The sequence below is a fragment of the Arthrobacter sp. 131MFCol6.1 genome, from assembly GCF_000374925.1.
GTDB lineage: Bacteria > Actinomycetota > Actinomycetes > Actinomycetales > Micrococcaceae > Arthrobacter.
The window spans coordinates 1,292,014-1,310,633 of the sequence record NZ_KB895541.1 but is presented as its reverse complement, the minus strand read 5'-3'; the positions used below and the strand labels follow the sequence as shown (position 1 = coordinate 1,310,633).

Annotated in this window: 17 protein-coding genes and 1 riboswitch; of the genes, 13 read left to right on the top strand and 4 right to left on the bottom strand. The window is 68.2% G+C overall.

Annotation, left to right across the window (positions count from 1 at the left end; all coding sequences use genetic code 11):
- Window positions 1-41 precede the first annotated feature (41 nt).
- Window positions 42-1,253 (top strand): signal recognition particle-docking protein FtsY, encoded by a 1,212-nt coding sequence (gene ftsY / locus C566_RS0106145; protein WP_018773464.1) that lies wholly within the window; start codon window positions 42-44, stop codon window positions 1,251-1,253.
- A 76-nt stretch (window positions 1,254-1,329) separates the two neighbouring features.
- On the opposite strand, the gene C566_RS0106140 is transcribed toward ftsY, so the two are convergent.
- Together C566_RS0106140 and C566_RS0106135 are read right to left on the bottom strand one after the other, a co-directional pair.
- On the bottom strand, window positions 1,330-3,024 hold the full coding sequence (locus tag C566_RS0106140) for a hypothetical protein (RefSeq protein WP_155846743.1): 1,695 nt from the start codon (window positions 3,022-3,024) through the stop codon (window positions 1,330-1,332).
- Between the two features lie 161 nt (window positions 3,025-3,185).
- On the bottom strand, window positions 3,186-4,436 hold the full coding sequence (locus C566_RS0106135; RefSeq protein ID WP_018773462.1) for an MFS transporter: 1,251 nt from the start codon (window positions 4,434-4,436) through the stop codon (window positions 3,186-3,188).
- 251 nt (window positions 4,437-4,687) lie between these two features.
- Between C566_RS0106135 and C566_RS0106130 the strand changes: the two genes are divergently transcribed.
- The gene (locus C566_RS0106130) at window positions 4,688-6,055 is read left to right on the top strand and encodes an ammonium transporter (protein ID WP_018773461.1); all 1,368 of its coding nucleotides are present in this window, start codon (window positions 4,688-4,690) and stop codon (window positions 6,053-6,055) included.
- Complete coding sequence (locus C566_RS0106125) at window positions 6,052-6,390, top strand: P-II family nitrogen regulator (RefSeq protein WP_018773460.1); 339 nt, start codon at window positions 6,052-6,054, stop codon at window positions 6,388-6,390. Before C566_RS0106130 ends, C566_RS0106125 begins: the two co-directional genes overlap by 4 nt.
- A gap of 189 nt (window positions 6,391-6,579) precedes the next feature.
- On the opposite strand, the gene C566_RS0106120 is transcribed toward C566_RS0106125, so the two are convergent.
- Window positions 6,580-7,968 carry a glucose-6-phosphate dehydrogenase gene (locus tag C566_RS0106120; protein ID WP_018773459.1) on the bottom strand — a complete coding sequence of 463 codons (1,389 nt, stop codon included), beginning with the start codon at window positions 7,966-7,968 and terminating at the stop codon, window positions 6,580-6,582.
- 152 nt (window positions 7,969-8,120) lie between these two features.
- On the opposite strand from C566_RS0106120, the gene ffh reads away from it, so the two are divergent.
- Together ffh and C566_RS0106110 are read left to right on the top strand one after the other, a co-directional pair.
- Window positions 8,121-9,704 carry a signal recognition particle protein gene (gene ffh / locus C566_RS0106115; protein ID WP_018773458.1) on the top strand — a complete coding sequence of 528 codons (1,584 nt, stop codon included), beginning with the start codon at window positions 8,121-8,123 and terminating at the stop codon, window positions 9,702-9,704.
- Window positions 9,705-9,775: 71 nt separating this feature from the next.
- Entirely contained in the window at window positions 9,776-10,510 is a 735-nt protein-coding gene (locus C566_RS0106110) for an alpha/beta fold hydrolase (protein WP_018773457.1), read from the top strand.
- Here C566_RS0106110 and thiC read toward each other — a convergent pair.
- Window positions 10,507-12,357 carry a phosphomethylpyrimidine synthase ThiC gene (gene thiC / locus C566_RS0106105; RefSeq protein ID WP_018773456.1) on the bottom strand — a complete coding sequence of 617 codons (1,851 nt, stop codon included), beginning with the start codon at window positions 12,355-12,357 and terminating at the stop codon, window positions 10,507-10,509. The genes C566_RS0106110 and thiC overlap by 4 nt on opposite strands.
- Window positions 12,353-12,460, bottom strand: a riboswitch (TPP riboswitch). Its footprint overlaps the gene before it by 5 nt.
- Window positions 12,461-12,535: 75 nt before the next feature.
- Between thiC and C566_RS0106100 the strand changes: the two genes are divergently transcribed.
- From C566_RS0106100 to trmD, 8 genes are all read left to right on the top strand, one after another.
- Window positions 12,536-13,036 carry a GNAT family N-acetyltransferase gene (locus C566_RS0106100; protein ID WP_018773455.1) on the top strand — a complete coding sequence of 167 codons (501 nt, stop codon included), beginning with the start codon at window positions 12,536-12,538 and terminating at the stop codon, window positions 13,034-13,036.
- 3 nt (window positions 13,037-13,039) lie between these two features.
- Window positions 13,040-14,122, top strand: a complete 1,083-nt coding sequence (locus C566_RS0106095) for an amidohydrolase family protein (RefSeq protein ID WP_018773454.1) — start codon at window positions 13,040-13,042, stop codon at window positions 14,120-14,122.
- Between the two features lie 82 nt (window positions 14,123-14,204).
- Window positions 14,205-15,080, top strand: coding sequence for a VOC family protein (locus C566_RS0106090; protein ID WP_018773453.1), 876 nt, complete (start codon window positions 14,205-14,207; stop codon window positions 15,078-15,080).
- Window positions 15,081-15,694: 614 nt separating this feature from the next.
- Window positions 15,695-16,132, top strand: coding sequence for a hypothetical protein (locus C566_RS0106085; RefSeq protein WP_018773452.1), 438 nt, complete (start codon window positions 15,695-15,697; stop codon window positions 16,130-16,132).
- Between the two features lie 218 nt (window positions 16,133-16,350).
- Entirely contained in the window at window positions 16,351-16,776 is a 426-nt protein-coding gene (rpsP, locus tag C566_RS0106080) for a 30S ribosomal protein S16 (RefSeq protein ID WP_026266438.1), read from the top strand.
- Between the two features lies 1 nt (window position 16,777).
- Window positions 16,778-17,020, top strand: a complete 243-nt coding sequence (locus C566_RS0106075; RefSeq protein WP_018773450.1) for an RNA-binding protein — start codon at window positions 16,778-16,780, stop codon at window positions 17,018-17,020.
- A 123-nt stretch (window positions 17,021-17,143) separates the two neighbouring features.
- The gene (gene rimM / locus C566_RS0106070) at window positions 17,144-17,755 is read left to right on the top strand and encodes a ribosome maturation factor RimM (RefSeq protein ID WP_018773449.1); all 612 of its coding nucleotides are present in this window, start codon (window positions 17,144-17,146) and stop codon (window positions 17,753-17,755) included.
- On the top strand, window positions 17,756-18,595 hold the full coding sequence (gene trmD, locus C566_RS0106065) for a tRNA (guanosine(37)-N1)-methyltransferase TrmD (protein WP_018773448.1): 840 nt from the start codon (window positions 17,756-17,758) through the stop codon (window positions 18,593-18,595).
- Window positions 18,596-18,620 lie beyond the last annotated feature (25 nt).

The window sequence follows — 18,620 nt, the reverse complement described above, 5'->3', positions numbered from 1 at the left end:
GCTGGCCACGGCCCATTTGGGGTTTGTGAGAAGCTAGGGGAGTGAACGACATCCTCCCCATCATTCTGCCCATTCTCGCTGTCCTGGTGGTCCTCGGTGCGCTGATCCCGGTGCTCATGAAGACCCGGAAGAGCTCCAAGACCTACACCGGCCCGCGGGACGCAAACGACCCCGTGCAGGCCCCCGGAGCCGGAACCCTTGTGGAGGACCGTCCCGCGCAGGCACCGGCACCGGCACGGACCTCGCCGGACGGCGTCGAACTCGAAGAACCAACCCTCGAGGTTCCGGACGACGCAGCCGGGCTGGAAACCGTGCCGGTGGAGACCCCGCTGCCGGTGGCGGGGCGGCTGATGCGGCTGCGCGAGCGGCTGGTCAAGTCCAACAACATCCTGGGCAAGGGGCTCCTGGCCCTGCTCTCGGCGGACAAGATCGATGAAAACGTCTGGGATGAGGTCGAGGAAACCCTGCTGCTGGCCGATCTCGGCACCGAACCGACCATGCAGCTTGTGGACTCGCTCCGCGAACGCGTCAAGGTGATGGGCACGCGCGACCCTGAGCACGTCAAGGCCCTGCTCCGCGAGGAACTCATCAAGCTCGTGGACCCCACCATGGACCGGAGCCTGAACGTCGAGCGCCACGGCGACAAGCCCGCCGTCATGATGGTTGTCGGCGTCAACGGCGTTGGCAAGACCACCACCGTGGGCAAGCTCGCCCGCGTGCTCGTGGCCGAGGACAAGGACGTGCTGCTGGGCGCGGCCGACACCTTCCGCGCCGCCGCCGCCGAGCAGCTGGCCACGTGGGGCCAGCGCGTCGGCGTGCCCACCGTGAAGTCGGACATCGACGGCGCGGACCCGGCCTCGGTGGCCTACGAGGCAGTCAAGGCCGGCATCGACCAGGAAGTCGACGTCGTCATGATCGACACCGCCGGGCGCCTGCAGAACAAGGTGGGCCTCATGGACGAGCTCAGCAAGGTCAAGCGGGTCATCGAAAAGCTGGCCGAGGTGGACGAGGTGCTGCTGGTCCTGGACGCCACCACCGGCCAGAACGGACTCAACCAGGCCCGGGTGTTCTCTGAGGTCGTGAACATCACCGGGATCGTCCTGACCAAGCTGGACGGCACCGCCAAGGGCGGGATCGTCGTCGCCATCCAGAAATCCCTCGGGGTCCCGGTGAAGCTGATCGGCCTGGGCGAAGGCGCCGACGACCTCGCGCCGTTCGACGCCGAAGGCTTCGTGGATGCGCTGCTGAACTAGTACGCACCGCCACAAAAAGTGCCCCGGTCCTGTCTGGACAGTTCAGACAGGACCGGGGCACTTTTTGCTTAAGTGGCTAGTACTTGAAGTTCAGGACCGTCACGGTTCCGGCGGTCAGCTGGAACTGCTGGGTCTGGGACTTGTACGCGAACCCCGGGACCGTGGCGCGCTTGGCGAGGGGCTTGGGCTCGGTCTTGGCGCCGTCGATGACGGTCTGGTTCTCGGCTGAGTAGCTGGGGCCGCTGAGCTGGGTCATGGTCCCGGTGACCGGTTTGCCCGGCAGGGTCAGGGTGACGGAAGTCTGCGCGGCCTTTTCGGGGTCGTTTTCGTTGATGATCACCACGCTGGTGCTGCCGTCCGCGTTCTGCAGCGCGTAGCTGAACGCCGGGCCGCCTCCGGAGCTGTTCACTTTCATGAACTTGCCGGCCTCGAGCTCGGCCACCATGGAGATGCCGAAGAAGTTGGCCCGGCCGGACATCTGGCCGTTGCCGAACGGGTAGGCTCCGGCGCTGCAGATGGCGGACAGGGGCGGGCCGCCCTTGCACGTCAGCAACGAGCTGTGGAAGCCGATTCGGGTGATGCCCAGCTGGGCGGCGGTGAGGGCATAGTCTGCCGCCCACAGCGCTGATGCGTGGGTACGGGAGGTCTCATTGGAACCGGGGCACGCCGAGATCCCGGTTTCCGGAATCCAGGTTTCCAGGCCGGCGGCCTGACCCACCGCGAGGGCCGCCTTCTGGTAGTTGACGCCACGGTCGTGCATCGTTCGGCTCATCGCGTTTGCCAGCGTGGGCGAGTCCTGGGGCACGCCGCCGTCACAGTTGGAGAGCGGGTAGTGGTGGAACGTCAGGATCTTCTTCTGCGGGAGGTCCGCGTCGACGAACGGCTGCCACCACTTCTGGTCATAGGCGCCCGGGCCGGAGATGGGCACGTTGGGCGCCATGGCATAGATTGCGGCCGCGTAGTCCTTCAGTTCCCGGATGTACTGCTCCAGGCTGTAGCCGTTGCCGGCCTTGACGTCATTGAACACGAAGCCGTTGGGCTCATTGCCCACGGTGATGCTCAGCAGCCGGTTGCCGAGGATCGCCGAGGCGTTCTTGGCCATGTCCGCTGCCCGGGCCGGATTGTAGTGGCCGAGGTCCACTGTGAGGCTGACCTCGGCATCCCCGGCCTCCAGCAGGGTCTTGAGCCGGACCAGGTCTGCCGGGCCCACGGCCTTGACCGGGTGCGTCTTGTCGCCCTTGTAGTCGGCGGGGACGGCCTCGCCGCTGGATGTCCAGAAAAAGCGCCGGTCCACGGCGTTGCCGCCGAAACGCAGGACCGGCTGGTCGATCTCCTGGAGCAGCTTGACCATCGACGCGTTGTCGCTGCTGAGGTCGGGATCGGCCAGATCCGTGGCCTCGAGGGAAATTCCCGTCATGCCCTTGTTCAGGGAGGTGCCCACGAGGTCGTTGGAGACATCGACCTTGAGGGGCTCAACCTTTTCCAGCGGCGACCCGGCCGGCGGACCCGGCTGTGCGTAATAGGTGACGGGCGGTCCCGCCTCGGCAGGGGCGAGCGCCGGTGCCGACTGGGCGGGGGAAGAAGCGGCCGGCGGTGCCGGCGTCGGGTTTCCGAGGGCGAGGGGAACCAGTACAGCTGCGGCGACGGCGACAATTCCGGCGCCGGCGATCAACCCTGCGCGCTTCCTGTTTCCCGCGCTCTTAGCGGCGTTGGCGGGTTGGGCGGGGTCGGGGCTTTCGGCTTTCCCGGGGGAAGAGTCGAATTTGGCCATGGGGGATTACCTCCGGAAGTTTGTGGCACGTGCCCCCAGCTTAGCCAAGGGCGGAGGGCGCCGCTGACCGGCAGGCCCAGGACGACGTCCTGTGCAGGGTCACGGACAGGGTTCCGGTGGAGGCATTGCCCAGAGCCGACCAGTGGCGGCAACGCCGCAGGTCAGGCGCGGTCCGGCGCCGGCCGGCGGAACGTTTCGCGGGCCGGCAACCACACGGCGGCGGCGGCCAACAGGATGCCGCCGGTGACCCCAAAGGCCCAGCCGTAGCCCAGCCGGTCCGCCAGCAGCCCGGCCACCACCGGTCCGACGATCGCGCCGCTGTCGGAGGCCATCTGGAAGACGGCCAGGACGCGGCCGCCCGAGCGCTCGTTGCCGATCACGTCGGCGATGGCGGCCTGCTGGGCCGGTCCGAGCAGTCCGGAGCCGATCCCGGCGCAGGCGGAGGCGAGCAGGAACCAGGGCAGCTGGTGCGTGAACCCGATGGCCGCCGTGGCGGTGCCGGTGACCAGCAGTCCGGCCAGCAGGAGCGGCTTGCGGCCGAGGCTGTCCGCGAGCCGGCCGGAAAACGTCAGCGCCACCGCGTTGCCGCCGGCAAACACCGCCAGGGCCCAGCCGGCGGATTCCGGCCCGGCGCCGAGCGCCACGACGGCGAAGAGCGGCACTGTGGCCATCCGCACGCCAAAGGTGGCCCAGCCGTTGGCGAAGCTCGAGAACAGGCCGGCCCGGTAGGCGCTGTCCCGCAGCGCGTCCTTCAGTGCCATCGCCGGGGCTGTGGCGCCGGGCTGCCGCGAGGCGGCGGGGACATGGCTGAGCTGGGTCTGCACCACGACGGCGGCCAGCACCAGGGCCGCCGCGTAGGCCAGGAACGGCACCCGCAAACCGAAGCCGGCGAGCATCCCGCCGACGATTGGGCCGCAGACGTTGCCGATCAGGAAGGCGGAGGCATAGGCCCCGGAGACCCGGCCGCGGCTTTCCGGCGGCGCGAGCCGGACCACGAGCGCCATGGACGCCACCGTGAACATCACCGAACCGGCCCCGCCCAGGCCGCGGAAGACCAGCAGTTGCCAGTAGTCCTGGGCGAAGGCGCAGGCCGCCGTGGACGCCGCGACGATCAGCAGCCCGGCCACGTAGACCGGCCGTTCGCCCAGCTTCACGATCAGGGCGCCGCCGGCCGGAGCGAAGACGAGCCGCATGAACGCGAAGATGCTCACGATCACGGCCGCCGCGGTCGCCCCGACGTCGAACGTGGTGGCGAACTGGGGCAGAACCGGTGCCACGAGGCCAAAACCGATCGCAATCAGGAAGGCCGCCACCAGCATCACCTTGATGTCCCGGGGCAGCCGGGAGCGGCCCGGGGCCCGGGAGGGCACCTTGGCTGCGGCGTCGCCGGCGGGGCGGGAGGTCTTGCTCATAATGCGTTCGTCCTTGGGAAGATGCGGGGCCGGCTGGCGGCGGGTCCAACTAGTGCGGGAATGATCCGCTGAAACATAACCGTAACAAGTGTGAGATGCACCATTTACGTCCGGGAGGTTCTTGTAACAACCCGGCAATGTAAATCCTCCGCCAGCGAAACACTGCCCCGCGAAACTCTTTCTAGAACGCAAATAAATGCGTTGGGACCGGCGGACTACTCCGCACCTAATAGCAAGAGAGGACGTAGACCATGGAACTCACCGCAGGTCTCGTTTGGCTCCTGGTCGCCGCGGCACTCGTGCTGTTCATGACCCCGGGCCTGGCATTCTTCTACGGCGGCATGACCCGCGCCAAGTCGGCTTTGAACATGATGATGATGAGCTTCGTCGCCATTGGAACCGTCAGCATCATGTGGATCCTGTGGGGCGCTTCGATGGCTACGAGCAACGAAGACAACTTCTACCAGATCTTCGCCAACCCGTTCAGCCACTTCGGCCTGCACGGCTTCACCGAACCGGCTGACCTGCTCAAGGTCGGCTACGCGGCCACCTTCGCGATCATCACGGTGGCCCTGATCTCCGGTGCGGTCGCCGACCGCGCCAAGTTCTCCGCCTGGGTGGTCTTCACGCCCATTTGGGCCACCCTGGTCTACGCGCCGCTGGCCTTCATGGTCTGGGGTGGAGGACTCTTCTCCGCCAGTGGCTGGTTCGGCCAGACGTTCGCGCCGGTCATCGACTTCGCCGGCGGCACCGTGGTCCACATCAACGCCGGCGTCGCCGGCCTGATCCTGGTCCTGATCATCGGCAACCGCAAGGGCTTCGGCAAGGACCCGAACCACCGCCCGCACAACATTCCGTTCGTCATGCTCGGCGCCGCAATCCTGTGGTTCGGCTGGTTCGGCTTCAACGCCGGTGCCGCCGCCACTGTGGAGCAGGCCGGCCTGATCTGGATCAACACCCTGGCCGCCCCGGCCGCCGCCATGCTTGGCTGGCTCGCCGTGGAGCGCTTCCGCGACGGTCACCCGACCTCCCTCGGTGCCGCTTCCGGCGTGGTCGCCGGCCTGGTGGCCATCACCCCGGCCTGCGCCAACGTCTCCCCGCTGGGTGCGATCGCCCTCGGCGTCGCAGCCGGTGTGGCCTCGGCGCTCGCCGTCGGCCTGAAGTTCAAGTTCGGCTACGACGACTCGCTTGACGTCGTGGGCGTCCACCTCGTCTCCGGTGTTGTCGGCACGGTCGCAATCGGCTTCCTGGCCACCCCGACCCAGGGCACCGCGGGCCTGTTCTACGGCGGCGGCACCACGCAGCTGGTCGCCCAGACCCTCGCGGCACTGATGGCCATCGTCTTCACCGCCGTGATGACCTTCATCATCGCCTTCCCGATCCACAAGCTCATGGGCTTCCGGGTTTCCCAGGAACAGGAAGTTGTCGGTGTGGACCTGAGCCTGCACGCAGAGACCGCCTACGAGTTCGGCGTCGGCGGGCACGGCGGCAGCTTCCAGCCGCTGCACGAACTGATCACGGGCAAGCCGATGAGTGAAGAGGCAGCCGCCGAAGTGCCGGTGGACGCCGAGTCCAACGGCAAGCAGAACGCAACGGGCAAGGAAAGTGTGGGGGCATGAAACTGATCACGGCAATCGTCCGACCGGAAAAGCTTGAGGCTATTCGCGAAGGCCTGGAAGCCTACGGCGTGCAGGGCCTCACGGTCAGCGCAGCCAGCGGCTACGGCCGGCAGCGCGGTTACACCGAGGTGTACCGCGGGGCCGAGTACAACGTGGACCTGCTGCCCAAGATCCGGGTGGAAGTCCTGGCCACCGACGAACAGGCGGACGACATCCTCGATGTCATCATCGCCAGTTCCAACACGGGCCGGGCCGGCGACGGCAAAGTCTGGACGATGGATGTGTTCGAGGCTGTCAGGGTCCGCACCGGAGAGCGCGGTGCGGCAGCGATCTAGCTGCTCCCCGCTCCACTCCCTGACCGGGAGACGGACACGGCACTGACACAGCACTGACACAGCGGGCCGGATACCTGGGAAGGTATCCGGCCCGCTGTGTCGTCTCCGGGTGCGGCCTGGTCGGATCTGCACGGGCGCTCCGGCTCAGGCGCCCTGCGCCGGATCTGCGCGGGCGCTGCTGCGACGGAACTAGGCCGGCCAGCCCTCCGGCCCCGGGGTCCCGGCCGGATATTCCTCCAGCGGGACATGACCGGCGGTCCAGGATTTCAGCACCGGCGCCAGGATGCGCCAGCAGTCCTCGGCCGTGTCCGCCCGCACCGAGAGCAGCGGATCGCCGGTCAACACGCCCTCGAGCACTTCACCGTAGGGGAGGAGCTCGGAGGCGCTCAGTTCGGCCCGCAGCGTGGCCCGGTCCAGGCTCAGGACATTGCCGGGCCCGTTCACGTCGACGTCGAACTGCAGCGTGTCCGGGCCAAAGCCGATCCGCAGCTGGTTGGGGGCGTCCACACCGGTGAACCCCTTCGGAAGGTGCGGCACCGGCCGGAAGGTCACCACAGCCTCCTTGCGTTTCTGGCCCAGCGCCTTGCCTGAGCGCAGGATGAACGGCACGCCCTGCCAGCGCCAGTTGTCGATCCCCACCTCCACCTCGGCGAGGGTTTCGGTGCCCCTGGACGCGTCCACGCCCTCCTCCCGGGAATAGTCCGGAATGTCCCGGCCGTTGATCGAACCCGCCGTGTACCGGGCCCGGCGGCTGCTTTGGCGGTAGGGGGCCTTGATGCTGCTGGCCCGCAGCACGGTGGCGACGGCATCGCGAAGGTCGCGTTCGTCCACGGATGCCGGCGGCTCGATCGCCATGAGGGCCATGATCTGCAGCAGGTGGCTCTGGATCATGTCGCGGAGCGCGCCGGCGCCGTCGTAGTAGCGGGCGCGGCCTTCGAGGGCCAGGTCCTCGTCGAAGATGATCTCGACCTTTTCGATGTTCTGCCGGTTCCACACCGGCTCCAGGAACGTGTTCGCGAAGCGCAGGCCAAGGATGTTCAGGACCGTTGCCTTGCCGAGGAAGTGGTCCACCCGGTGGATGTGGTCCTCCGGGACCAGCGCGGCCAGCGTCGTGTTCAGGTGCCGCGCCGACTGCTCGTCGGAACCGAACGGCTTCTCCATGACCAGCCGGGTGCCGGCGGGCACGTCCTCCGGCGCCAGGGCCTCACAGGCGAGCTGGCTGACGCGCGGCGGCAGGGCGAAATAGACGGCCACGGGCCCCTCCAGTTGCGCCAGCAGCCCGGCGAGCTGGCCCTCGGCGGTCACATCGAGCTGGTGGTACGTGCTCTCCTGGCGGACCCGCTTGAGCTCGCGCCTGCCGTGGGCGTCGGCCGTGGAGTCCTCGTCCGCGAACGACTCCTCGATCCGGCCAAGCCACTGCTCCGGTGTCCAGGGGTCCGATCCCGCTCCCGCGAGGGTGAGGCCGTCGGCGCGGCCCCGGGCCACCAGGCGGGCAAGCCCCGGTAGCAGGAGCCTTCCGGTGAGATCGCCGGAAGCGCCCAGAATGAGCAGGGTTTTTACAGTTGTTTGGCTGGTCACCTACGCCAGCATGCCATCTTGAAGGCGCATCTTGGTACCCTAGATAGTCGAGTCCTGTTGTCGAGGCGGTTCGTCCAGGCGAATACCAGTCGCGACGCTGGCGTGCCGCACCGGCCGCCACCTGTAGATCCACTGAAAGAAGTGCACGGCGCGTGTTCAATTCACTCTCTGACCGGTTGACAGCAACCTTCAAGAATCTGCGTGGCAAGGGCCGCCTGACCGAGGCGGACGTTGACGCCACAGTCCGCGAGATCCGGCGTGCCCTCCTGGACGCCGATGTCGCCGTGCCCGTGGTCCGGGAGTTCACCGGCCGCGTGCGCGAGCGTGCCCTCGGCGCCGAGGTCTCCGGGGCGCTGAACCCGAGCCAGCAGATCGTGAAGATCGTCAACGAGGAACTCGTCGAGATCCTCGGCGGCGAGACCCGCCGGATCCGCCTGGCCAAGACCGGACCCACCATCATCATGCTGGCCGGTCTCCAGGGCGCCGGCAAGACCACCCTGGCCGGCAAACTGTCCAAGTGGCTCAAGTCCCAGGGCCACAGCCCGATGCTGGTGGCCTGTGACCTCCAGCGCCCCAACGCCGTCACCCAGCTGCAGGTGGTCGGCCAGCGCGCCGGCGTACCCGTTTTTGCCCCGCACCCGGGCGCCACGTCAACCGAACTGGACCACCCGGCCGGCGACCCTGTCGCCGTCGCCCGCGCCGGCGTCGAGGAAGCCAAGCGCACCCTCCACGACGTCGTGATCGTGGACACCGCCGGCCGTCTCGGCGTCGACGCCGACATGATGGAGCAGGCGCGCCAGATCCGCCGCGCGATCGTCCCGAACGAAGTCCTGTTCGTGATCGACTCCATGATCGGCCAGGACGCCGTCAACACGGCCCTGGCCTTCGACGAGGGCGTCAACTTCACCGGCATCGTGCTCTCCAAGCTCGACGGCGACGCCCGCGGCGGTGCCGCGCTCTCCGTCGCGTCGGTGACCGGCAAACCGGTTATGTTCGCCTCCACCGGCGAAGGCGTGGACGACTTCGAGCTCTTCCACCCGGACCGCATGGCCTCGCGCATCCTGGACATGGGTGACGTCCTCACCCTGATCGAGCAGGCCGAGAAGTCCTGGGACAAGGATGAAGCCGCCCGGATGGCGAAGAAGTTCGCCGACCAGGAAGACTTCACCCTCGATGACTTCCTCGCCCAGATGCAGCAGATCCGCAACATGGGCTCCATGAAGAAAATGCTCATGATGATGCCCGGTGCGCAGAACATCCGCCAGCAGCTGGAGCAGTTCGACGAGCGCGAGATCGACCGCGTCGAGGCCATTGTCCGCTCGATGACCCCGCACGAGCGCGTGGCTCCGAAGATCATCAATGGCTCCCGCCGGGCCCGTATTGCCCGCGGTTCCGGCGTGCACGTCTCCGAGGTCAACGGACTGCTGGAACGCTTTGCCCAGGCCCAGAAGATGATGAAGAAGATGGCCGCCGGCGGCGGCATGCCCGGCATGCCGGGGATGCCGGGCATGGGCGGCGGGGCTCGCAAGGGCGCCAAGCCCGCGCCCAAGAAGAAGGCCCGCTCCGGCAACCCGGCCAAGGCGGCGCAGGAACTGCGCGACGCCGAGGCCAGGCGTGCCGCCGGCCCGAAGGCCCTGCCCACCGGGGCGTCGTTCGGCCAGCAGGGCGGCGACTTCGACCCGTCCCAGCTGAACCTGCCCAAGGGCTTCGACAAGTTCCTCGGCGGCAGCAAGTAACCGCAAGTGCTGACGGCCGCCGGCACTGTGTCGCCGGCGGCATCAGCACTGAAGTGCCATAGGGTTAGACAATGTTCAAGCAGCGCGTAGTCTTCGTCCACGGGGACGGCAGCTTCGGCGCCGCCGCGTGGCCAAAACAGCACGGAATGGCGCTGGACTACGACGCCCTGTTCCTGCGGCGGCACGGATTTGACGCCGTCGCCGAACCGCTCGAATCCAACTTCGCCGCCGACGCCGCCATCGTGCTCGCATCGCTGGCCGACGACGGCCGCGGCGAGGCCGGCGGCCACGTGGTGGCCCACTCGCAAGGCGCGATCGCCGCGATGATGGCCGCCGTCGAGCGGCCCGACCTCGTCCAGTCGCTGACCCTGGTGGAACCTGCCTGCTTGTCCCTGACCGCCGAACTCCCGGCCACCGCCGCGCACCGGGCCCTCATGCAGCCGCTCTTCGACGTCCGGCACAACCTCAGCGACGACGACTTCCAGCGGGAGTTCATCCGCCGCGCGTTCGCGGCGGACGCCCCCGGGGCCACGACGCCGGAGGCCCTCCGGGCGGCGCGCCGGCTCCGCCTGCAGGCGCCGCCTTGGGAAGCCCCGCTGCAGATCGTGCCGGGCGTGCCGACCCTGGTCCTGACCGGCGGCTGGGAACCGCTGTACGAGGAAATCGCCGGCTACCTGCGCGAGACCGGCGCCCTGCACCGCACCGCCCCGGGAGGGCACCGGCCCCAGGATTCAGCCGAAGGGGACCGGGCCATCCGCTCCTACATCGCCGAGGTCAGCCGGCGCCAGCACGCCCGGGCCTCCTAGGAAGCTGCGGGTCCGCCCACCGAGGGCTGCGGCAGGTAGACCTTGCCGCCCGAGGCGAGGAATTCGTTGCTCTTCGCCCGCATTCCGGCCGCCCTCTCGGAAAGGGCGGCTTGCTGTTCCGCCGAACCAGGATCCGCCGAAGCGGAGTCCGCCGCACCATAGTTGCCGGTGCCGTATTCGTCCCGGATGTCTTGGCTGATCCGCATGGAGCAGAACTTCGGACCGCACATCGAGCAGAAGTGGGCCGTCTTGGCCGGCTCGGCGGGAAGCGTCTCATCGTGGAAGGCCTCTGCCGTTACCGGGTCCAGGGACAGCGCGAACTGGTCCCGCCAGCGGAATTCGAACCTTGCCTTGGACAGGGCATCGTCGCGTTCGTGCGCGCCGGGGTGGCCCTTGGCGAGGTCCGCGGCATGGGCCGCGATCTTGTAGGTGATCACGCCCGTCTTAACGTCGTCCTTGTTCGGCAGCCCGAGGTGTTCCTTGGGCGTGACGTAGCAGAGCATGGCGGTGCCGTAGCGGGCGATCTCGGTGGCGCCGATCGCCGAGGTGATGTGGTCATATCCCGGTGCGATGTCCGTGACCAGCGGCCCGAGTGTGTAGAACGGGGCGCCCTTGCAGAGTTCCTGCTGACGCTCCACGTTTTCCCGGACGAGGTGGAAGGGCACGTGCCCGGGGCCCTCCACCATGACCTGCACATCGAATTCCCAGGCCCGCTGGGTGAGCTCGGCCAGGGTGTCCAGTTCGGCGAACTGTGCCGCGTCGTTGGCATCCGCCGTCGCGCCCGGCCGCAGCCCGTCGCCCAGGGAGAAGGCGACGTCGTACCGCGCGAAGATCTCGCACAGCTCGTCGAAGTGGGTGTACAGGAAGTTTTCCCGATGGTGCGCCAGGCACCAGCCGGCCATGATGGAACCGCCCCGGGACACGATGCCGGTGACCCGGTTGGCCGTCAGGGGCACATACCGCAGCAGGACCCCGGCGTGGATGGTCATGTAGTCCACGCCCTGCTCGCACTGCTCGATCACGGTGTCCCGGAAGATCTCCCAGGTCAGGGCGTTCGCCTCGCCGTTGACCTTCTCCAGCGCCTGGTAGATCGGGACCGTTCCGATGGGGACGGGGGAGTTGCGGATGATCCACTCGCGCGTGGTGTGGATGTCGTCCCCGGTGGAGAGGTCCATGACGGTGTCCGCGCCCCACTGAGTGGCCCACTGGAGTTTGTCGACCTCCTCGGCGATGGAGCTGGTCACGGCGGAATTGCCGATATTGGCGTTGATTTTCACCAGGAACGCCTTGCCGATGATCATCGGCTCGGATTCGGGGTGGTTGACGTTGTTGGGAATGATCGCCCGGCCCGCGGCCACCTCGCTGCGCACCAGCTCCACATCGCAGTTCTCGCGCAGCGCGACGAACCGCATTTCCTGGGTGATGACACCGTCCCGGGCGTAGCGCATCTGCGTGACGGTCCTGCCCTCAACGGCCCGGCGCGGCACCGGCCGGCCGCCCCGCCACTCGGCCGACGCCGCACCGCGGCGCACCGCCGACTTGCCGTCGTCGAGCAGCTCCCGTTCCCGGCCGGCGTAGGGTTCGGTGTCCGCTCGGGCCTCAATCCAGGGCGTGCGGAACGGCTCCAGCCCGCGGACCGGATCGCTGCCCGGTCCTGCCGTGCGGTACACCCGGAACGGCGGGTTCCGGACGCCGCCCGGCGAGGGTTCCAGGGCGATTTCGGTCACCGGGACGCGGATGCCGTGGTCCGGGTCCGTGGTGAAGGCCAGCGAGTGGGACTTCAGCGACTGTGTGGGGGCCGCAGGCTGGTTGTGGACAGGGCTGTGCTGTGTCAGTTGGGTGTTCACGGAAATACTCACTTCCTTCGCCGGCATTACCCGGACAGGTTCAACGGTCGCAGGCTGCGTCAGCCCGATCTCAGCCCCTGCAGGGGCACCCGTGTGGTCGTAGACGAAGCTACCACGCGCCTCCGGCCGGCCGTCGAGTGTGACGCGGACGGTCGGACCGCGGTGTTAGCGTGGCACTGTGACCCCGCCCAAGGCCGTGCCCCGCATCAGGACGGCGGCGCCGGAAGATCTCCCGGCGCTGCCGGCTATCGAGGCCGCGGCAGACGGCGTCCTGATAAAGGAACTGGGGAACCGGGCGCTCCCGGCTCCGGAGTTGACGACGCCGGTCGAGCCGCTGTTCATACTGGTCGCCGGAACCCCGCCCGTAGGCTTTGCCCGCGTTGACGCACTCGGCGGCCAGGCCCATCTGGAGCAACTCTCCGTGCAGCCGGACTCCGGCAGGCGGGGGATCGGACGGTCCCTGGTGGAGGCGGCCCTCGACGCTGCCCGGAGCCGTGGCTATCCCTGGATGACGCTTTGCACTTTCGCAGCCGTTCCGTTCAATGCCCTGTTTTACGCGAGCTGCGGGTTCGAGGAATTCGCCCGGCCGGGGCCGGCGCTGGCTGCCCTGCGGATCCACGAAGCGCAGCTGGGGCTCGATGATCTGGGCCCGCGGATTGTCATGCGGATTAGGCTTTAGGCCATGACCAGCATCATCGAGTTCAGCGGCCCCATCCTCACGGCGGCGGACCAGGTCCGCCACGGGCTGTGGTCGGTGGAGGGCCGGTTGACCTTCCACCGGCCCGCTGCCGCGCCGGAGCTGGTGCTGGACGGCTGGGTCATTCCCGGCCTCGTGGACGCGCACTGCCACATCGGCCTCGGCCCGGGCGGGGACGTTACCGAGGACACCGCGGAATCCCAAGCCCTGGCGGACCGCAACGCCGGGACGCTGCTGGTCCGTGACGCCGGCGCCGTCCACGACACCCGCTGGCTCCAGCAACGCGCGGACCTTCCCCGGATCATCCGCTCCGGCCGGCACCTCGCCAGGACCCGGCGCTACCTGCCGGGCCTGGCCGTCGAGGTCGAGCCGGAGGATCTTGTCGAGGCCGTGCGGAAGCAGGCCCGCGCGGGCGACGGCTGGGTCAAGCTCGTTGGGGACTGGATCGACCGCGACGCCGGCGATCTCGCCGCCAGCTTTCCCGCCGGGACGGTCAAGGACGCCGTGCAGGCCGCCCACGATGAGGGGGCCCGCGTCACCGCCCACTGCTTCGCCGAGGACACCCTCGATGACATGCTCGATGCCGGGATCGACTGCATCGAGCACGCCACCGGGCTGTTGCCGCGGCATCTGCCGCGCTTCCTCGAACAGGGCGTCCCGATCGTGCCCACCCTGATTAACATCGCCACGTTCCCGGACATCGCGGCCCGGGCGGAGGCCAAGTTCCCCCGCTACGCCGCCCACATGCGCTCGCTGTGGGAGCGGCGGGCGGAGCGGATCCTCGAAGCCCACGAGGCCGGGGTGGCGATCTACGCCGGTACCGACGCCGGCAGCGTGATCAGCCACGGCAGGATCGTCGACGAGATCCAGGCCCTGCACGCCGCCGGCCTTCCCGCCGCGGCCGCCCTCGACGCCGCGGCCTGGTCCGCGCGGACCTGGCTCGGCGCGGAGTCCATCGGCGAAGGGGCAAGCGCGGATGTCCTGCTCTGCGCCGAGGATCCGCGGAGCAATCCGGCCACGCTCCGGGAACTGCAGCACATTGTGCTTCGGGGTCATCCCATCCGTTAGGAATAAATTGAAGCTTCAAGTAATTTAGTTTTATGTAAGGGTCACCGAAAGCCGGTGGCTACAGAATCCACGGAGCGTTGCCATGACCGCAGAAGCCAGCACCCAGGACCTCCTTCCTGCCGAACTCACCATGGGCACCGTGATGCTCAAAGTCGGCGACATGAAGCTCATGACCGACTACTACCAGCGCGCCCTCGGCCTGGAGACTGTGGCCGAACAGGACGGCGGGCTCTACCTTGGGCGCCAGCAGAAGCCGCTGGTCCACCTGGCGCCCGCCCCGGGCCTGAATCTTCCCTCCCGCGGCGAGGCCGGGCTCTTCCACACCGCCCTCCTCTTCGAGGACCAGCACTCCCTGGCGGCCACCATTGCCAGCGCGGCCCAGTACGAGCCCCAGTCCTTCACCGGCAGCGCGGACCACCTCGTCAGCGAGGCGTTCTACTTCAACGACCCCGAGGGCAACGGCATCGAGCTGTACTGGGACCGGCCGCGGGAGGCGTGGTCCTGGGAGGGCAAGAACGTCGTCATGGACAGCCTCGCCCTGCCGCCGCAGCGCTACCTGCAGCAATACCTGACTGAGGAGTCCGTGACCGGCCAGCGCCAGGCCGCCGCCGGCGTCGGGCACGTCCACCTGCAGGTCGGCGACGTCCAGTCGGCGCATGATTTCTATGTCGGCACGCTCGGCTTCGAGAAGACCGCGGGCTGGCACGGCCAGGCGCTGTTCGTCTCGGCCGGCGGCTACCACCACCACATGGCCATGAACGTGTGGAACAGCCGCGGCGCGGGCCCCCGGCGCGACACGCTGGGGCTGGGCGAAGTCCTCATTGAAGTGCCCTCCGGCGACGACGTCGCGGCCCTGGCCGACCGGCTCAAGGTTGCCGGCGTCGAATCCCACCACACCGGCGCCGAGCTGCGCTTCGAAGATCCGTGGCGCAACCGGATCCGCGTCGCCGTGCGCTAGAAGTTCTGCCCAGGCAAGCCGTTCGCTGACGGGACGGCTGGACATGTACGGCGTGCCCAGCTTCCCGCTGGACATGCCCACTGTTCGCTGGCGGGACCGCTCGACATATCCAACGGTCGCGGCCGGGAATGCGCACAGCTGCCATATGTCCAATGCTCGCGTCCGGGGGAGGGCATGCCCGCGGCGGGGCCGAGTTTCCCCGGGCCAGCGAAGGGCATGTCCACTGTTCGCCGTAGGACTTCGGAACACTTCGGAACATGTCCACCGGTCGCGGCCGGGATGAGCACAGCTGCCATATGTCCATTGCTCGCGGCCGGGGGAGGGCATGTCCGCGGGCGGGGCCGAGTTTCCCCGGGCCTGCGAAGGACATGTCCACTGTTCGCTGACGGGGCCGCTGGACATGTCCATCGGTCGCAACCAGGGCTGGACATAGTTGTCATATGTCCATTGCTCACGGTCAGGGGAGGGCATGTCCACACGCAAGGGAGGCGAGCTTCGGCCCGTCGCGGAGGGCATGTCCAACAGCCGGGGCGTCGCCGCGCGCTGAAGCGACTAGGCTGAAGCGACGTCGAAAACAGCGGTCCGCGGACCGCCGAACCCTAAGGACCAGCTGCATGGGATTCACCGAACTCTTTGTGTCCACCCACGAAGAAGCCCTCAAGCGCGCCGGCGCACTGGAAGGCGGCGCCCCGGCCGCGCAGGGGGCCGTCCGCATCCCGGAGATCAGTGACTTCGAGGTGGAGCGGCTGGGCGACCTCGCCGGCGTCGCCGTGCACGCCCCGGGCGCGGACTATGAACTGGCCATGGTTGACGTGGCCAGCGACTCGTTGCTCGGCGTCCCGGCGGCAATGGTCCGCACGCTGGCGGAACTGCTCAGCTATGAAACGGAAGGGGAGGGTGACGTCCTGGAGGATGTCGCCGCCAATTGGGCCGCCGAAGAGGACATGCCCTTCGGTTCGGACGAGGCCCGGGGCTACGTCCGCCGGATCGCCGAGCTCGCCGCCGGCGTCGACCCCGCTACCAGGTCCGGCCTCTACGTCTGGACGTCCTGACCGGCCCCCAGGGCCGCTGCCAGGACGCGCGCCGGTGCGCCGGGCCCGTGTCAAGTCGAAATCCTGCCGGTGATCTGGCACAATGAACAGGTACTCGATCTGCGTGGCCCCTCTCTCCGCGTCTGGATCTTGTCCTTTAGAACCCCCAAGTACGGCCCGCCCCACGGGTGCAGAACGCCGGGCTCGACCCCGTTTCAGAAACAGGAGTGACCACAAAAGTGGCCGTAAAGATTCGCCTTAAGCGCTTCGGTAAGATGCGCGCACCGTACTACCGCATCGTCGTCATGGACTCACGCTCCAAGCGTGATGGCCGTGCTATCGAAGAGATCGGCAAGTACCACCCGACCGAAGAGCCCTCGTACATCGAGGTCGACACGGACCGTGCCCAGTACTGGCTCGGCGTCGGCGCACAGCCGTCCGAGCAGGTCGCCGCGATCCTGAAGATCACCGGTGACTGGCAGAAGTTCAAGGGTCTCCCCGGCCAGGAGGGCACCTTGAAGACCAAGGCTCCCAAGGCTGCCTTCGTTACCCCGGAAAAGGGTTCCGTGATCATCCCGGAAGCCATCACCAAGAAGGCTAAGAAGGACGAAGCTGCCGAGGCTCCCGCCGACGCCGCCGAAGCAGAGACCACCGAGGCTGAGTAAATTGCTGGCAGAAGCGCTCGAACACCTGGTCCGCGGGATTGTTGACAGCCCCGAGGACGTCAAGGTCAGTGCGAAGAACAACCGCCGCGGGGAAACCCTCGAGGTGCGCGTTCATCAGGACGACCTCGGACGGGTGATCGGCCGGCAGGGCCGGACCGCACGTGCTTTGCGCACTGTGGTTGCGGCGCTGGCGGACGGCGAGCCGGTCAGGGTCGACGTCGTCGACACCGACCGCCGCCGGTAACGCTTTCAGCACTACTTGTCTTGAGTCCGGCCCCTTCACCAGATAATGGTGGAGGGGCCGGACTGTTTTCCCGCATTTCCGCACCAGAGAACACAGAATCACCAACCCCGAACAGAGGAACAGATGCAGCTCCAGGTGGCACGAATCGGCAAGCCCCACGGCATTCGCGGCGAAGTGACCGTCCAGGTGCTCACCGACGCGCCCGGCGACCGTTTTGTCCCCGGCACGCAGTTCATCGTGGAACCCGCCTCGGCCGGCCCGCTGACGGTGTTCAGCGCCCGCTGGAACAAGGACATCCTGTTGCTGGCCTTCGATGAGATCGAGACCCGCAACGAGGCCGAGACCCTGCGCGGCGCCAAGCTGTTCATCGAAACCGAAGACATCAGCGCCGAGGACGACGACGAGGGCTGGTACGAGCACGAGCTCGTGGGCCTGGAGGTCCGGGTGGGCGGCAACGTGGTCGGCAAGGTCTCGGCGCTGCACACGCTGCCGGTCCAGGACCTGCTGGTGGTCACCACGGACGACGGCAAGGAAGTCCTGATCCCGTTCGTCGAGCAGATTGTGCCCGAGGTCAACGTGGCTGAAAAGTACGTCCTCGTCACCCCGCCGCCTGGACTGTTCGAGATCAACACGGACGAGGCGCCCGAAGCCCAGGCGCCCGAAACCCGGGCCCCCGAAGCCCAGGAAACCCAGGACCCCGAAGCGCAGGGCACCGCCGCCGGGGGCAACGCGTAGATGCGAATCGACGTCGTCAGCATCTTTCCGGAATACCTGGCCCCGCTGGAGCTGTCCCTGATCGGCAAGGCCCGCCAGGACGGCCTGCTGGACCTCAAGGTCCATGACCTGCGGGACTTCACCACCGACCGGCACCGGACGGTCGATGACACCCCCTACGGCGGCGGCGCCGGCATGGTCATGAAGCCCGAACCCTGGGCGCAGGCCCTCACCGCCGTGGCCGCCGGGCGGTCCGAGGACGCCGGGGACGCAAGCGACGCCGGCGCACCGGGCACTCCCGGGTCGGCCGGCAAACCCGTGCTGATCGTCCCGTCGCCGGCGGGGGAGCGCTTCACCCAGGCGACGGCGCACGAACTCGCGGAGGAAGACCAGCTGGTGTTCGCCTGCGGGCGCTATGAAGGCATCGACGAACGGGTCCTGGAATGGGCGGCGGAGCACTTCACGGTGCGCCCGATGAGCTTGGGAGACTACGTCCTCAACGGCGGCGAAGTCGCCGTGCTGGCCATGGTCGAGGCCATCGGGCGGCTGCTGCCCGGCGTCGTGGGCAACCCCGAGTCCCTCGTGGAGGAGTCCCACTCGGACGGGCTGCTCGAGTACCCCGTCTACACCAAGCCCTCCAGCTGGCGGGACCGGGACGTCCCGGCCGTGCTGCTGAGCGGCAACCACGGCAAGATCGCCCAGTGGCGCCGGCATGAGCAGTACCGGCGCACCGCCGAACGCCGTCCCGACCTCCTCGTGGAGTTCGACGCCGGCAAGCTGCCGCGCGCGGACCGCACGGCCTTCTCCGATCTGGGGTACGACGTCGTTGACGGCCGCCTGCTGCGCCGTCCCGACGCCTAACCGCCGGGATTGGGCTAACCCGCAC